The organism is Mesorhizobium sp. M0870, assembly GCF_040319775.1.
In the GTDB taxonomy this organism is placed as follows: domain Bacteria; phylum Pseudomonadota; class Alphaproteobacteria; order Rhizobiales; family Rhizobiaceae; genus Mesorhizobium.
The window spans coordinates 630781-645246 of record NZ_JAMYOI010000001.1 but is presented as its reverse complement, the minus strand read 5'-3'; the positions used below and the strand labels follow the sequence as shown (position 1 = coordinate 645246).

Annotated in this window: 14 protein-coding genes and 1 pseudogene; all 15 read left to right on the top strand. The window is 65.0% G+C overall.

Annotated elements, in window-relative coordinates; genetic code table 11:
* A pseudogene (locus tag NKH97_RS03035) lies at positions 1-230 on the top strand (ABC transporter ATP-binding protein); the annotation flags it as partial.
* 67 nt (positions 231-297) lie between these two features.
* Positions 298-1161 (top strand): branched-chain amino acid ABC transporter permease, encoded by an 864-nt coding sequence (locus NKH97_RS03030; RefSeq protein WP_023808929.1) that lies wholly within the window; start codon positions 298-300, stop codon positions 1159-1161.
* A 7-nt stretch (positions 1162-1168) separates the two neighbouring features.
* A complete protein-coding gene (locus NKH97_RS03025) occupies positions 1169-2218 on the top strand; it encodes a branched-chain amino acid ABC transporter permease (RefSeq protein ID WP_352440111.1) in 1050 nt (349 codons plus the stop codon).
* A complete protein-coding gene (locus NKH97_RS03020) occupies positions 2218-3972 on the top strand; it encodes an FAD-dependent oxidoreductase (RefSeq protein ID WP_352722231.1) in 1755 nt (584 codons plus the stop codon). The genes NKH97_RS03025 and NKH97_RS03020 overlap by 1 nt, the downstream gene beginning before the upstream one ends.
* 10 nt (positions 3973-3982) lie before the next feature.
* Positions 3983-4873: an intradiol ring-cleavage dioxygenase gene (locus NKH97_RS03015; RefSeq protein ID WP_352722229.1), complete on the top strand. Its 891-nt coding sequence runs from the start codon at positions 3983-3985 to the stop codon at positions 4871-4873.
* Entirely contained in the window at positions 4873-5691 is an 819-nt protein-coding gene (locus NKH97_RS03010) for an SDR family NAD(P)-dependent oxidoreductase (RefSeq protein ID WP_352440108.1), read from the top strand. The genes NKH97_RS03015 and NKH97_RS03010 overlap by 1 nt, the downstream gene beginning before the upstream one ends.
* A gap of 63 nt (positions 5692-5754) precedes the next feature.
* The gene (locus NKH97_RS03005; RefSeq protein WP_352440107.1) at positions 5755-7062 is read left to right on the top strand and encodes an ABC transporter substrate-binding protein; all 1308 of its coding nucleotides are present in this window, start codon (positions 5755-5757) and stop codon (positions 7060-7062) included.
* A 25-nt stretch (positions 7063-7087) separates the two neighbouring features.
* The gene (locus tag NKH97_RS03000) at positions 7088-7816 is read left to right on the top strand and encodes an ABC transporter ATP-binding protein (protein WP_352795294.1); all 729 of its coding nucleotides are present in this window, start codon (positions 7088-7090) and stop codon (positions 7814-7816) included.
* Positions 7813-8541, top strand: a complete 729-nt coding sequence (locus tag NKH97_RS02995; RefSeq protein ID WP_352673900.1) for an ABC transporter ATP-binding protein — start codon at positions 7813-7815, stop codon at positions 8539-8541. The genes NKH97_RS03000 and NKH97_RS02995 overlap by 4 nt, the downstream gene beginning before the upstream one ends.
* Positions 8528-9391 carry a branched-chain amino acid ABC transporter permease gene (locus NKH97_RS02990; RefSeq protein ID WP_352440105.1) on the top strand — a complete coding sequence of 288 codons (864 nt, stop codon included), beginning with the start codon at positions 8528-8530 and terminating at the stop codon, positions 9389-9391. The genes NKH97_RS02995 and NKH97_RS02990 overlap by 14 nt, the downstream gene beginning before the upstream one ends.
* Positions 9388-10413 carry a branched-chain amino acid ABC transporter permease gene (locus NKH97_RS02985; RefSeq protein ID WP_352440104.1) on the top strand — a complete coding sequence of 342 codons (1026 nt, stop codon included), beginning with the start codon at positions 9388-9390 and terminating at the stop codon, positions 10411-10413. The genes NKH97_RS02990 and NKH97_RS02985 overlap by 4 nt, the downstream gene beginning before the upstream one ends.
* A 14-nt stretch (positions 10414-10427) precedes the next feature.
* A complete protein-coding gene (locus NKH97_RS02980; protein ID WP_352440103.1) occupies positions 10428-11444 on the top strand; it encodes a zinc-dependent alcohol dehydrogenase in 1017 nt (338 codons plus the stop codon).
* Positions 11445-11455: 11 nt separating this feature from the next.
* On the top strand, positions 11456-12244 hold the full coding sequence (locus tag NKH97_RS02975) for an alpha/beta fold hydrolase (RefSeq protein WP_023808918.1): 789 nt from the start codon (positions 11456-11458) through the stop codon (positions 12242-12244).
* A 26-nt stretch (positions 12245-12270) separates the two neighbouring features.
* Positions 12271-13491 carry an acyl-CoA dehydrogenase family protein gene (locus NKH97_RS02970; RefSeq protein WP_352440102.1) on the top strand — a complete coding sequence of 407 codons (1221 nt, stop codon included), beginning with the start codon at positions 12271-12273 and terminating at the stop codon, positions 13489-13491.
* A gap of 63 nt (positions 13492-13554) precedes the next feature.
* Positions 13555-14103 (top strand): flavin reductase family protein, encoded by a 549-nt coding sequence (locus NKH97_RS02965; protein WP_127255083.1) that lies wholly within the window; start codon positions 13555-13557, stop codon positions 14101-14103.
* Positions 14104-14466 lie beyond the last annotated feature (363 nt).

Below are 14466 nucleotides of genomic sequence, written 5' to 3'. Positions count from 1 at the left end.
AGATCAGCCTCGGCCTCGCGCCGGTCGTCATCCGCGATATCTACGCAGCCCTTCCCAGGATCCGCGAAGGCGGCGCCGCGATCGTGCTGGTGGAGCAGGATATCGGCAAGGCGCTGGCGGTGGCCGATCGCGTCTACTGCATGATGGAGGGTCGCGTCACGCTGGCCGCCAGGGCGGCTGAGGTCACGCGCGAAGACATCCATTCCGCCTATTTCGGAGTGGCGGCATGACGCGGCAACCGAGGCTCTGTCATCTGCTCGCGCAGCGCTCTTATGGCCTGATCGAGGTGGCGCGGCGATGATCTGGCTGGACACCCTCGTGCAAGGGATTCTGCTGGGCGGGCTCTATGCCTTGTTCGCAGCGGGATTGAGCCTCGTCTTCGGTATCATGCGGCTGGTGAACCTCGCCCATGGCGACCTCATCATTCTTGCCGCCTATCTGGTTTTGATGGGCGTCACGCTGCTCGGCCTGTCGCCCTGGATTGCCGCTCTGGTCGCCATGCCGGTGATGTTCGCGCTCGGCTGGCTGCTGCAGACCGCCGTTCTGAACCGCGTGCTGGGCAAGGACATCCTGCCGCCGCTTTTGGTCACCTTCGGCCTGTCGGTCGCCCTGCAGAACGGCCTGCTCGAGGCCTTCTCCGCCGACAGCCGCCGCATCCCGGTGGGCGCGTTGGAAGGGGCATCGCTCGATCTCGGGCTGGTCACGGTGGGGATCATGCCGCTGATGACCTTTGCCTCGGCGATCGTGATGATCATTGCGCTCAACGCGCTCTTCTACCACACCGCCCTCGGCCGTGCCTTCCGCGCCACCTCGGACGACGTCGTGACGGCGGGGCTGATGGGGATAGAGCCGAAGCGGATCTTCGCGATCGCCACCGGGATCGCCATGGTCGTCGTGACGCTGGCGGCACTCTATCTCGGCATGCGGGCGAACTTCGATCCTTCGATCGGACCGGCGCGGCTGATCTATGCCTTCGAGGCGGTGATCATCGGCGGCCTCGGCAGCCTGTGGGGGACGCTCGCGGGCGGGATCATCATCGGCGTGGCGCAGACGTTTGGCGCCGCGCTGAATCCGGAATGGCAGATCCTGGCCGGCCACATCGCCTTCCTGGCCGTGATGCTGCTCAAGCCGCGCGGGCTTTTTCCGCGCGCAGTGGATTGAGGGCGGCATGTATCGACTGACAACCCGCACCCGCGCCGGAACCGTGACCGCGATCATCGTGCCGATCTTCATCGTCGCCGCGCTCGCGCTGCCTGCCGTGGCCTCGCGTGGCGTCATACAGGATCTCTTCTTCATCCTCACCATGCTGACGCTGGCGCAGATATGGAACCTGCTGGCGGGCTATGGCGGCCTGGTGTCGGTGGGCCAGCAGGCTTTCGTTGGCATCGGCGCCTATGCGATGTTCGCCGGCGTGATCCTGCTCGGCTGGAATCCGGTCCTGGCGATCCCGCTGGGCGGCCTTGCCGCTCTGGTGCTGGCGGTTCCGACGGCCTTCTTCGCGTTCCGTTTGCAGGGCGCCTATTTCGCCATCGGCACCTGGGTGATCGCCGAAGTGACGCGACTGCTGGTCGCGCAGTGGAAGGCGCTCGGTGGCGGCACCGGCACCTCGCTGCCGCGCGAGGCGACGAGCAGTATCCTGGGCACCGATGCGGTCCGGGCGCTGTTCGGGGTCCGCGAGGCCGCGGCACGCGATGTTATGGCCTACTGGCTGGCTTTGGCGCTGCTCGTGGCCGTGACGGGAGGCATTTATTGGCTGCTGCGCAGTCGCCTCGGGCTGGCGCTGGCGGCCGTGCGCGACAATGTCGACGCGGCGCAATCGGTGGGCGTCGATACCGGCCGGCTCAGATGGGCGGTCTTTCTGATCGCCGCGGCCGCCACCGGGCTGACCGGCGCGCTGATCTTCCTGCAGACGGCCCGCATCTCGCCGAGCGCGGCCTTTGCCGTCACCGACTGGACCGCCAACGTCATCTTCATTGTCGTCATCGGCGGCATCGGCACCATCGAGGGGCCGATCCTCGGCGTGCTGGTCTTCTTTGCGCTGCGTTCGGCGCTGGCCGACTACGGCAGCTGGTACTTGATGACGCTCGGCCTCATCGCCGTCGTCGTGATGCTTTTTGCACCAAAGGGGCTGTGGGGCCTGATCGCGTCCCGCAATGGCCTGCACCTGTTTCCGGTTCGCCGCAGGCTGACCGGTCCGAAGATCGAGGGAGGAATTTGATGGCGGATATCGAAACCGACGTGCTGATCATCGGCACGGGCCCAGCCGGCTCGGCCACGGCGGCACTTCTGTCCAGCTACGGCGTGGCCAACATGATCGTCAATCGCTACCGCTGGTTGTCGAACACGCCGCGTGCCCACATCACCAACCAGCGCACCATGGAAGTGCTGCGCGACCTCGGTCCGGATGTCGAGGCGGAGGCCATGATGCACGCCTCGCCGCAGGAGCTGATGGGCGAGAACGTGTTCTGCGAAAGCCTGGCCGGCGAGGAGATCGGCCGCATGAAGAGCTGGGGCATCCACCCGCTCTCGAAGGCCGAACATCTCCTGTCGTCTCCCTGCTTCATGAACGATCTGCCGCAGACCTTCATGGAGCCGATCCTGTTCAAGTCGGCCTGCGCCCGCGGGACGCAGGCACGCATGAGCACGGAATATGTCAGCCATGTCCAGGATGCGGACGGCGTGACGACGACCTGCCACGATCGGCTGTCGGGCAAGGATTTCACCGTGCGGTCGAAGTTCCTCGTCGGTGCCGACGGCGGCAACTCGCTGGTGGCCGAGCATCTGGGCCTGCCGCTCGAAGGCAAGATGGGCGTCGGCGGCTCGATGAACATCCTGTTCAGGGCCGATCTCTCGAAGTATGTCGCCCACCGGCCAAGCGTCCTCTACTGGGTCATGCAGCCCGGCGCCGACGTCGGCGGCATCGGCATGGGCCTCGTTCGCATGGTGCGGCCCTGGACCGAGTGGCTGATCGTCTGGGGCTACGACATCAACCAGCCGCCGCCGGACGTGACGCCGGAACTGGCCACCAGCGTCGCGCGTCAACTGGTCGGAGATCCCGCGCTCGAGATCGAGCTCCTGGGCGCGAACACCTGGACCGTGAACAACTGCTTCGCCACGCACATGCAGAAGGGGCGGGTGTTTATCATGGGCGATGCCGCGCACCGGCATCCGCCCTCGAACGGGCTCGGCTCGAACACATCGATCCAGGACGGGTTCAACCTCGCCTGGAAGCTTGCCAAGGTCATCAAGGGGCAGGCGGGGGTCGGGCTTCTGGACAGCTTCTCGGCCGAGCGCGCACCGATCGCGCGCCAGATCGTGACACGGGCGAACCAGTCCATCGCCGAATTCGGACCGATCTTCGAGGCGCTCGGCATGGACGGCGGCGTGGATCACGACAAGATCCAGAGGAACATGGAGGCTCGCGCCGATGCGACGCCCGTCGCCGAAGCGCAGCGCGAGGCGCTCCGCAAGGCCATCGCCTTCAAGAAGTACGAGTTCGACGCCCATGGCGTCGAGATGAACCAGCGCTATGCCTCGGGCGCGGTGGTGACCGACGGCCAGCGCGAGCCGGCCTTCGAGAAGGATCGCGAGCTGCACTATGCGCCGACAACCTGGCCGGGCGCGCGCTTGCCGCATGTCTGGGTCTTCGAGCGCTCGGGCAGGAAGGTCTCGACGCTCGATCTTTGCGGGCATGGCGAGTTCACGCTGTTGACCGGCATTGGCGGAGAGGCGTGGGTCGCCGCGGCGGAGACGGTGGGCGCGGAGCTCGGTCTGCCGATCCGCAGCCATGTGATCGGCCCACGCCGCGCGATCGAGGATCATACCGGCGACTGGGCCGGCGCACGGGAGATCCGCGACACCGGCTGCCTGATCGTTCGTCCCGACCACCACGTCGCCTGGCGCAGCGAAACGCTGGCGGCCGATCCGGCGGCCGAACTACGCCGGGTCTTCAAATCCGTTCTGGCGCGCTGAGGAGGATCCCATGATCGACGAACACGAATCCGGCTATTTCACCGAAGCGAACTCGGCCGAGGTCGTCGTGGCGCGGAACCGGAACGCTGGGGATGAGCGGCTCAAAGAGGTGACGGAGGTCATCACCCGCAAGCTGCACGAGGCGGTGAAGGAGATCGAGCCGACACAGGAGGAATGGTTCGGCGCGATCATGTTCCTGACGCAGACGGGCCAGATCTGCAACGAGTGGCGGCAGGAATACATCCTGTTGTCGGATGTTCTCGGTATCTCGATGCTGGTCGATGCGATCAACAACCGCAAGCCGTCGGGCGCCTCGGAATCGACGGTGCTGGGACCCTTCCACGTCGCCGACGCCCCCGAACTGCCGATGGGCTCCAACATCTGCCTCGACCAGAAGGGCGAGCCCATGTTCGTGCATGGCCGCATCCTCGATACCGAGGGCAACCCGATCGCAGGCGCCAAGATCGACGTCTGGCAGGCCAATGACGAGGGCTTCTACGACGTGCAGCAGAAGGGCATCCAGCCCGACTTCAACCTGCGCGGCGTCTTTCGCACCGGCGCCGACGGACGTTACTGGTTCCGCGGCGTGAAGCCCAAATACTATCCGATCCCGGATGATGGTCCGGTCGGCAAGCTGCTGGGCGCGCTGGGGCGTCACCCCAATCGTCCGGCGCATCTCCACTACATCGTCGAGGCCGAGGGCTTCGAAGCGCTGACCACGCACATCTTCGACCCGGACGACCCGTACATCGATTCAGATGCCGTCTTCGGCGTGAAGAAGAGCCTGCTCGCCGAATTCCGCAAGGTCGAGAACGCCGAAGCTGCCGCCAGGGTCGAGGTTGCGGCCCCGTTCTACGACGTGGAGTTCGATTTCGTGCTGTCGCACAAAGGAGGAAACTGATGGCCGCACTTGAGGAGATGTTCGATGTCAGAGGCAAGTCGGTGATCGTCACCGGCGGCGCCAGCGGCATCGGGCAGGCCTATGCCGAGATCATGGCCGAGCACGGGGCGAAGGTCTGCATCTTCGACCTGAACCCTGCCGGGCTTGACACGACCGTGGCCGCGATCAGGGCGGTGGGTGGCGATGTCTGGGGCCAGGTTGTCGACGTCGGCGACCGTGCGGCCATGGCCGCAGCCTTCGACAAGGTCGCCGGGAAGGCGGGCTCGATCGATGTCGTATTCGCCAATGCCGGGATCGATGCCGGGCCGGGCTTCAACACCCAGACGGGCGAAAGGAACCCCGAGGGCGCCATCGAGAACCTGCCCGACGAGCACTGGGACAAGGTGATCGAGATCAACCTGACCTCGGTCTACACCACGATCAAACATGCCGTCCGGCACATGAAGCCGAATGGCGGCGGCCAGATCATCGTCACGTCGTCCATTGCATCGCTGATCAACGAGAGCATCGTGGGCACGCCCTACATGCCCGCCAAGGCCGCGGTGAACCATCTCGTTCGCCACATGGCGATGGAGCTTGGCGCCTACAACATCCGCATCAATGCCATCCTGCCCGGACCGTTCATCACCAACATCGCCGGCGGTCGGCTGCGCAACCCGGCGGACCGCGAGGCCTTCGAGGCCCAGTCGCTGCTCGGTCGGATCGGCGACCCCGAAGAGATCAAGGGCCTGGCGCTTTATCTGGCGTCGCCTGCCGCTTCCTACGTGACGGGCTCGCTGATCGTCATCGATGGCGGCTCGCTGCTGCGGATGACCTGAACACGCTTTGAACTGAGACCGGTCCCGTGGGCCGGAGAAACTTAACCCAGGGAGGAACCGACGATGAGCTACTACAACAGACTGGTGAAATCGGGCTTGCGGCCCAGCCGCCGAAGTGTCCTGAAGGGGATTGGAGCCGGCGTTGCCGCCAGCACGCTGGGCATGCCGGCCTATGTGCGCGCCGCGACCGCCGGGAAGATCAAGCTGGGCTACCTCAGCCCGACGACCGGACCGCTCGCCCTTTTTGGTGAAACGGATGACTACACCTTGCAGCAGATACGCGCCCTGCTCGGCGGCCAGCTGCAATGCGCCGACGGCAATACTTACGAAATCGAGATCCTCGACCGCGACAGCCAGTCCAATCCGAACAAGGCATCGGAAATCGCCGGCAATCTGATCCTGAACGACGAGGTTCATCTGCTCGTGCCGGCCTCGACCACCGACACGATCCTGCCCGCGGCCGAGCAGGCCGAACTTTATGAAACGCCCTGCATTTCCTCGGGCGCTCCCTGGCAAGCGGTGATCATGCCGCGCGGCGGCGGCAAGCAGACCTTCGACTGGACCTATCATTTCTTCTGGGGCCTCGACGAGGCGTTGAACACCTTCGTCGGGCTCTGGAACCATTTGGAGACCAACAAGAAGGTCGGGATGCTGTTCCCGCAGAACATCGACGGCGAGACCTGGGGCAACGACGAATATGGCTTGCCAGCGCCGACCCGCAAGGCCGGCTACGAGGTCGTGGTGCCCGGCTATTTCCAGCCCCGCACCAATGATTTTTCCGCACAGATCGCCGAGTTCAAGAAGCAGGGCTGCGAGATCATCGGCGGCATCACCTATCCCGACGATCTGAAGACCTTCGTCACCCAGTGCAACCAGCAGGGCTTCAAGCCGAAGGCGGTCACGGTGGCGGCGGCGCTCCTGTTCCCGGGCGGTGTCGAGGCGATGGGGCCGCTTGGCAACGGCATGTCCTCGGAGGTCTGGTGGACCCCGGCCTTCCCGTTCAAGTCGTCGCTGACCGGGCAGATCAGCAGCGACATCGCCAGCCAATGGGAAGCCGATACGAAGCGCCAGTGGACGCAGCCGCTTGGCTATTCGCACGCGCTGCTGGAGGTCGCGCTCGACATCCTGAAGCGCTCTTCCAATCCGCTCGACCGTGCGGCCAATCGTGACGCTCTGGTCGCTACCGATCTGCAGACGCTGGTCGGTCATATCAAGTTCGACGGCTCGCCCCACAAGAACATCTGCAAGACGCCGATCTTCGGCGGCCAGTGGGTGAAGGGTGAGAAATGGCCTTATGACCTGAAGATCGTCGACAACACGGTCAATCAGCTCTTCGCGCCGCAGCAGGCTATCCAGCCGATCGCCTGGTGACATGAGCGGGAACGCGGGCAGAGTTATGGGTAGGGAAATCCTGCTGAAAGCGCACGGCGTGTCGAAGTCCTTCGGCGCTGTCCGCGTCCTGCATGACGTGAGTTTCGACGTGCATAGGGGCGAGGTCCTGGGCATCCTAGGCCCGAATGGGGCGGGCAAAACGACGCTGTTCAACATGATCAGCGGCGATTTGAAGACGTCCGGCGGCGAGATCCAGCTCGGCGACACCGCGCTTCGCGGCGAGCCGCCCTTCCGGCGTTGCCAGATGGGGATCGGGCGGACCTATCAGATCCCGCGTCCCTATTCCGGCATGACCACCTTCCAAACCCTGCTGGGCGCCGCCGCTTGCGGCGGCGGCCGGTCCGAGAAGCAGAGCTATGCTTTCTGCGCCCAGGTCCTGCGCGATTGCGAGCTCTCCAACAAGGCCAATGTCTCGGCCGGCGCTCTCACTCTGCTCGATCGCAAGCGGCTGGAGTTGGCGCGCGCGCTGGCGTCGGATCCGAAGCTGCTGCTGCTGGACGAGATCGCGGGTGGGCTGACCGACGATGAATCGAAGGCGCTGGTAGCGCTGGTGCGCCGCATCCGCGACCGTGGCATCACCATCGTGTGGATCGAGCATGTGTTGCACGCGCTGCTGGCGGTGGCCGACCGGTTGTTGGTGCTGAACTTCGGCGAGAAGATCGCTGAAGGCGTGCCCGCCGAAGTGATTGCGCTGCCCGAGGTCCAACGCGTCTACATGGGGATCGAGGCATGACGGCCGTTCTTTCCACCCACGGGCTGTTGGCCCGCTATGGCGATTTCCAGGCGCTCTACGGCGTCGACATCGAGCTGCACCAGGGTGAGGCCGTGGCCTTGATCGGCGCCAACGGGGCAGGAAAATCTACACTCCTGCGTTCGATCATGGGCCTGCTCCCGGTCCGGCGCGAGATGGTGCTGCTGCAAGGGGAGGCCGTTGGCGGCACCACCACCGACCGCATGGTGCAGAAGGGTGTCGCCATCGTGCCGGAGGGCCGCCGGCTCTTCACCGGCATGTCGGTCGAGGACAATCTGCGCGTCGCCATCGACCAGGCCGCGCGCATAGGCGCCAAGGGCGGATGGACGCTGCCGCGGTTGCATCAGCTGTTCCCGATCCTCAAGGAGAAGGCCCGCACGCAGGTCCAGAGCCTCTCGGGCGGGCAGCAACAGATGGTGGCGATCGGCCGCGCGCTGCTCTGCCAGCCGCGCGTGCTGCTCTGCGACGAGATCAGCCTTGGTCTTGCGCCGAAGGTGATCCGCGAGATCTATGCCGCCTTGCCCGAAATCCGCGCCACCGGAACGGCGATGATTGTGGTCGAACAGGATGTCGGCCTCGCCCGAACCGCCACGGACCGCCTCTACTGCATGCTGGAGGGGCGCGTGACCCTGACCGGCAGGTCCGCCGAGATCACGCGCGAGCAGATCGGCAAAGCCTATTTTGGAGCAGGCCATGGAGTGGTTTGACGCCTTGGTGCAGGGGGTCCTGCTGGGCGGCATGTATGCCCAGTATGCGCTCGGCATGGCGCTCATGTTCGGCGTCATGCGGATCGTCAACATCAGCCATGGCGATCTTGTGATCCTTTTGTCGCTGATCGGCATCTCGATCGCCACGGCCTGGGGTCTGGGGCCGCTGCCTGTGCTGATCGTACTGGTGCCGCTCGCGGTGCTGATGGGCTGGGTGCTGCAGAAGGCCGTGCTGAACCGGGTGGTAGGGAGCGATCCGCTGCCCTCGCTGATCGCGACCTTCGGACTGTCGATCGCGCTGCAGAACCTGATGCTGCAGATATGGTCCGCGAACAGCCGATCGTTGCCCGGCCATGGAATCGAGAGTCAATCCATCGAGATCGGCGGTATCTATGTCGGCCTCCTGCCGCTGATCGTGCTGGCCGTCGCCACGGGGTTGACAGGAGGCCTCGACCTGACGCTGAAGCGCACGCGCTTCGGCCGGGCGCTCCGCGCCGCGTCGGCGGATGTCGAGGCAGCGGCAATGACCGGCATCAATCCGCGCGCTGTCTATGCGATGGCGACAGCGGCAGCGGTCGGCATCCTCGGTTTTGCAGCCGTCTTCCAGGCGTTGCGGTCGACCGTCGCGCCGGCCGACGGACCTGCCCAACTGATCTACGCCTTCGAAGCGGTGATCATCGGCGGCATGGGGACGGTATGGGGCGCCTTCGCCGGCTCGATGGTCCTCGGCATCTCGCAGGCCGTCGGCTTCCGCATCGATCCGGGCTTCGGCGTGCTCGCCGGACACATCGTCTTCCTGATCGTGCTGGCGACCCGCCCGCAGGGCCTGTTTGGAAAGGCATTGTCATGAGTGCGATCCCCTATGTGGCAACCGAGGTGCCTGAGGTCCTGGTCCAGCGCCAGACCCGGTCCGGTCGCATCGCGATGACGCTGGCTGTGCTGGCGCTGATCGGTGTCGCCGCCATGCCGTGGTGGGCCTCGACCGGCACGATCCGGTCGATTCTGGTGCTGTGCTGCTACATCGCCGTCGCGCAGATGTGGAACCTGCTAGCCGGCTATGCCGGCCTCGTCTCGGTGGGCCAGCACGCCTTCATGGGTGCTGCCGGCTATGCGCTTTTCGTGCTGGCGCAGACTTACGGCATCAATCCGTTTGTGGCGGTCTTCCTTTCGCTGCTGGCGCCGGCCGCGCTGGCCGTGCCGATCTACCTGCTGCTGCATCGCCTGGATGGCCCCTATTTTTCGATCGGCACATGGGTGGTGGCCGAGGTATTCCGGCTGGCCGCCTCGAATCTCCCGCTCGTCAATTCCGGCGCGGGGATGTCGCTTCGCGTGATGAAGGACTATTCGGCCTTCGAGCGGAATGTCGCCATGTCGCTGCTCTGCGCGGGGATGCTGCTCGTCACGCTGGGCGGCAGCTATTGGCTGCTTCGCTCGCGCTTCGGCCTTGCGCTGATCGCCATGCGCGACAATCCGGTCGCGGCCGCGAGCCAGGGCGTGAATGTCGTCAAGCTGCGCTTCCTGATCTACGTCGCGTCGGCGGTCGGCTGCGGCCTTGCGGGCGCCATCTATTTCATGGCGCAACTGCGCATCACCCCGGGTTCGGCCTTTGATCCGATGTGGGCGAACGTCGCGATCTTCATCGTCATGGTCGGCGGGATAGGGTCCATCGAGGGCGTTCTGATCGGATCCCTGATTTTCTTCATCGCGGACCGCTGGTTCGGTGAATACGGCGCGAGCTATTTCGTCGTCCTCGGCCTGATGACGCTGCTGGTGGCGCTCTACGCCCGCACCGGCATCTGGGGCCTGATCTCGAAACGGTGGGATGCGCCATGGTTCCCGATCCGACGCAGGCTCGTCGATCCGAACCGCTGAGAGGGAGGGTTTTTATGAAAGCAGCCATCTTCGATACGGTCGGCAGTCCGCTGCGGATCGGCACGGTGCCGGATCCGACGCCGGCGCCGGATGAGGTCGTCTTGCGCATCGCAGCCTGCGGCATCTGCGGCAGCGACCTGCATATCACCGAGGATCCGGTGCCTTTCGGCATCGGTGGAGGTTTCGTTCTTGGCCATGAATTCGCCGGCGACATCATCGCGCTGGGATCACGGGTGGCGAGCCTTCGGATCGGTGAGCGTGTGGCCGTCGTGCCGATGCACGGCTGCGGGCACTGCCAGGCCTGCAGGCGCGGCGATCCAGGCCGCTGTCCCGACATGGTGCTGATTGGTGGCGGCTATGCGCAATACGCGGCCGTCGCCGCGCGCCAGTGCCATGTCTTGCCCGACGACGTTGCGCTGGAGGATGGCGCGCTGGCCGAACCGCTCTCGGTCGCGTTGCACTGCATCGTCCGCTCGGGCATGAAGCCCGGAGACCGGGTCGCCATCCTTGGCGCCGGACCGATCGGCCTGCTCGTCGCTTTCTGGGCGCGGCGGCTGGGAGCGTCTTGTGTGGTCGTGGCCGATATTCACAGCCATCAGCGTGACCGTGCGCTCGCACTGGGCGCAACCGGTTTCGCGCTGTCCGGAAACAAGCTGGCGGATAGCCTTGCCGATCTCTGCGGAGGAGCCCCCGATATCGTCTTCGAATGCGTCGGCAAGCGCGGCCTTATCGACGCGGCGGTCAAGGCGGTTCGGCCGCAGGGCACGGTGGTCGGTGTCGGCTTGTGTATCGGCGGCGACGAATGGGATCCATTCGTCGCGCTGACGAAGGAAGTGAACCTGCTCTTCTCGGTCTTCTTCCATCAGCGCAACGAATTCGGCGTCGCCCTCGATGCGCTGCGCGGCGGACCTTTCGCACCGCAGGCGCTGATCACCGATCGGATCGACCTCTCGCCGGTTCCGCAGATATTCGAGAGCCTTCGCCGCCGCACAACGCAATGCAAAGTGCTGATCCAGCCGGACCTTGTTTGAGGAGGAATAAAATGGCCGTTCAATTCGAAACGCTCAAATACGATGTCGCTGGCACCAAAACGGTGGTGAAGGCCATTGGTGAGGGAAAGCCCGTGCTGTTCCTGCACGGCGCCTCGACGCTTGAAGGTTTCGACTTCGCCGAAGGCCTCGCCGACCGTTTCCGCGTGCTTTGCGCGAGCCATCCGGGCTTCGGCTTTTCGGGCGCTGCGCCGCATGTGACCGGGATGTCCGACATGGTTCTGCACTACCTGAACCTGCTCGATGTTCTGAACCTGCCGGAGAAGCCTCATCTCATCGGCTTTTCCATGGGCGGCTGGATGGCGACGGAGCTCGCCGGCCTTGCGCGCGAGCGTTTCGACAAGGTGGTGCTGATCGCGCCGGCAGGGCTCAACGACCCCGCGCATCCGGCCACCGATCTGGGCGCGGTCGCGCCGCAGGAGCTGCCGGCCTATCTGGCGCATGACGTCTCGGTGGCGCTGCGCTATTTCCCGGACGGCTCGGATCCCGCCTTTGCGGAGGCCTTCGGCGCCGATCGCGCCCGCGAAGGAGAGACGCTCGGCCGGTTGCTGGCGCCGTTCGGCATGGGCCATCCGAACCTGCGGCGCTTCCTGGCGCGCATCGCCAATCCGACGCTGGTCGTCTGGGGCACCAGGGACCGTCTGCTGCCAGCTGGCCAGGCGCCGCTCTTCGTCGAAGCCCTGCCCGACGCACGCCTGATCCTGGTCGAGGATGCCGGCCATTTCGTCATGCAGGAGAAACCCGAAACACTCAGGAAGATCGGCGATTTCCTCGCCGGCTGACCGCATTTGAAAAGGAGGAGAAGACAATGAACAAACCCATCAAGCACGGCTCGTGGGGGACGACCACCGACTATCGCGACTTGCTCAGCAAGATCGCGGAGATCGGGCCGGCCCTGGAAGCCAACGCCACCACCGATGAGGAGAATGGCGAACTGACTGCGGCCACGTTCGAGCTGCTGAAGCCGCTGCGCATGTCGCATATCTTCGCCGCGGAGAGCCTCGGCGGTGCGCAGCTGCGACCCACCCAGGGTCTCGAACTGCTGGCGGCGATCACCTGGCACTCCGGGGCGGCCGGCTGGGTTTCAATGGTGCATTGCTGCATCGGTGCGATGTCGGCGGCCTTTCTGCCGGATAGCGCGGTCGAGCGGCTGTTCGCACCGGGCACCGACAACCGTTTCTCGGGGCAGGGCGCGCCGCTCGGCATGCTGAAGAAGGTCGACGGTGGTTACCGGCTGAACGGCAAGTGGAGCTATGGCAGCGGCTTCAGCCACGCCACCTATAGCCACAGTGCCGCCTTCGTCGACGACGGCACCGGCAAGCCCGCCAAGGACGACAAGGGCAATTTGATTATCATGTGCGCCCATGCCCCGATCTCCCAGCACAAGCAGGTCGGCAATTGGGACGTTCTGGGCCTCGGCGGTACCGGCAGCATCGACTATGCGGCCGAGGATGTCTTCATCGCCGACGATCTCGTCTTCCCGATCCTGACCGCACCACCGCTGCGCCAGAAGGAGTTCTTCAGTCTCGGGGTCGTTGGCCTCGCCGCCATCGGTCATACCGGCTGGGCGCTCGGCACCGGGCGGCGGATGCTGGACGAGATCGCCAAGTTCGCCCGCTCGAAGTCAGGCCGGGCCGGACTGATCGGCGAAAGCGAGAAGTTCTGGCACGACTATGGCCGCGCCGAAGCCCGCTATCGCGCTGCCCGCGCCTTTGTCTTCGAAGTCTGGCGCGACATCGAGGCGACGGTCGAAGCCGGCAACAGCGTATCGACGCGGCAGATCAGCCTTGTCCATCTGGCCAAATCCGAGATTCACGAGGTTGGCGTGGATATCTGCAACTTCGCCTACCGCGCCGGCGGCGGCGCGTCGCTGCGCGCCGGCGTGATCCAGCGCACCTTCCGCGAGATGATGGTGGCGGCCAACCATTTCACGATCGCGCCGTCGATCGTCACCTCGGCCGGTCGCGACATCGGCGGCCTGTGGAGCGATCGCACCTGGCAGTTCTACGACCTGATCGAGAAGAAGTAGCCCGCAAGGGCCGGACGGCGGACGCCGTCCGGCCCTTATTCACGCTGCAGAAGAGAGACGTCGATGAGCTTCCCGCATCCGATGACCAACGCCTTCCGCGAAGCCTTTCGCCACCATCCGGCCGGTGTTGCCGTGATCACGGCCGATCCCGGCGACAGGCCGGTGGCGATGACCGTATCCTCGCTGATCTCGGTAAGTGCTGCGCCGCCGGTCGTCGCTTTCTCGCTCTCCATGAAATCGACTTCGTCCGAGCCCTTGCTACGGGCCGAGACCATGGTGATCCACCTGCTGCGCTTCACTGATATCGACCTGGCGCAGCTCTGCGCGTCGAGCGGCGCGGAACGTTTCCCGCCGGGAGGCGCCTGGGCGCGGCTGCCTACGGGCGAACCCCGCTATACCGGCGTTTCGACCTGGTTCCGCGCCCGTCGGCTCGGCATCCTGCCGATCGAGGGCGCGACGCTGGTCGCGGCCGAACTCCTTGACGGCGAGGTGCAGCCGGACGAGGTCCCCCCGGAGGCGCATTCGCTTGTTTATCTCGACCGTCGCTGGCATCGCCTGCACAAGGAACTGGACGGGGTGGCTGAGCTTCTTGAGTCGTCGCGTTTTCTTTGAACGGCGCCGAAGCGCGGGTTGTCCGGTCGTTGCGCACGGAACTTGCAAAGCCAGTCGAAGCGCGTTCGGCGTCAGTCGTACCGCGCTCCCTGGCTCGCCGCGCAGGGTTGAGGGTCATCCGGCCAGTTGGGCATTGGCCGGAACTTCGTCCCGCATCGGATGCGGTACGAGTGGATGGCAATTTTTGTCGCAGATGACGTCAGACTTTTCCGCAAAAATATCTCACATGTTGACGTTAACTTAACATGCTATTATGGTCTGTTTACCGCGTCGGATGCGTCGCTTTTGTATCACCGTTGCTCGTTGATTGTCGTCATGTCTGTCATCCCTATCCCAACCTGCAGGTTAGCCTTGCAGCGCCCT

Bases quoted from the DNA above. Each gene is read 5' to 3' on its own strand.
- NKH97_RS03030 (WP_023808929.1), top strand. From the start codon at position 298: ATGATCTGGCTGGACACCCTCGTGCAAGGGATTCTGCTGGGCGGGCTC.
- NKH97_RS03025 (WP_352440111.1), top strand. From the start codon at position 1,169: ATGTATCGACTGACAACCCGCACCCGCGCCGGAACCGTGACCGCGATC.
- NKH97_RS03020 (WP_352722231.1), top strand. From the start codon at position 2,218: ATGGCGGATATCGAAACCGACGTGCTGATCATCGGCACGGGCCCAGCC.
- NKH97_RS03015 (WP_352722229.1), top strand. From the start codon at position 3,983: ATGATCGACGAACACGAATCCGGCTATTTCACCGAAGCGAACTCGGCC.
- NKH97_RS03010 (WP_352440108.1), top strand. From the start codon at position 4,873: ATGGCCGCACTTGAGGAGATGTTCGATGTCAGAGGCAAGTCGGTGATC.
- NKH97_RS03005 (WP_352440107.1), top strand. From the start codon at position 5,755: ATGAGCTACTACAACAGACTGGTGAAATCGGGCTTGCGGCCCAGCCGC.
- NKH97_RS03000 (WP_352795294.1), top strand. From the start codon at position 7,088: ATGGGTAGGGAAATCCTGCTGAAAGCGCACGGCGTGTCGAAGTCCTTC.
- NKH97_RS02995 (WP_352673900.1), top strand. From the start codon at position 7,813: ATGACGGCCGTTCTTTCCACCCACGGGCTGTTGGCCCGCTATGGCGAT.
- NKH97_RS02990 (WP_352440105.1), top strand. From the start codon at position 8,528: ATGGAGTGGTTTGACGCCTTGGTGCAGGGGGTCCTGCTGGGCGGCATG.
- NKH97_RS02985 (WP_352440104.1), top strand. From the start codon at position 9,388: ATGAGTGCGATCCCCTATGTGGCAACCGAGGTGCCTGAGGTCCTGGTC.
- NKH97_RS02980 (WP_352440103.1), top strand. From the start codon at position 10,428: ATGAAAGCAGCCATCTTCGATACGGTCGGCAGTCCGCTGCGGATCGGC.
- NKH97_RS02975 (WP_023808918.1), top strand. From the start codon at position 11,456: ATGGCCGTTCAATTCGAAACGCTCAAATACGATGTCGCTGGCACCAAA.
- NKH97_RS02970 (WP_352440102.1), top strand. From the start codon at position 12,271: ATGAACAAACCCATCAAGCACGGCTCGTGGGGGACGACCACCGACTAT.
- NKH97_RS02965 (WP_127255083.1), top strand. From the start codon at position 13,555: ATGAGCTTCCCGCATCCGATGACCAACGCCTTCCGCGAAGCCTTTCGC.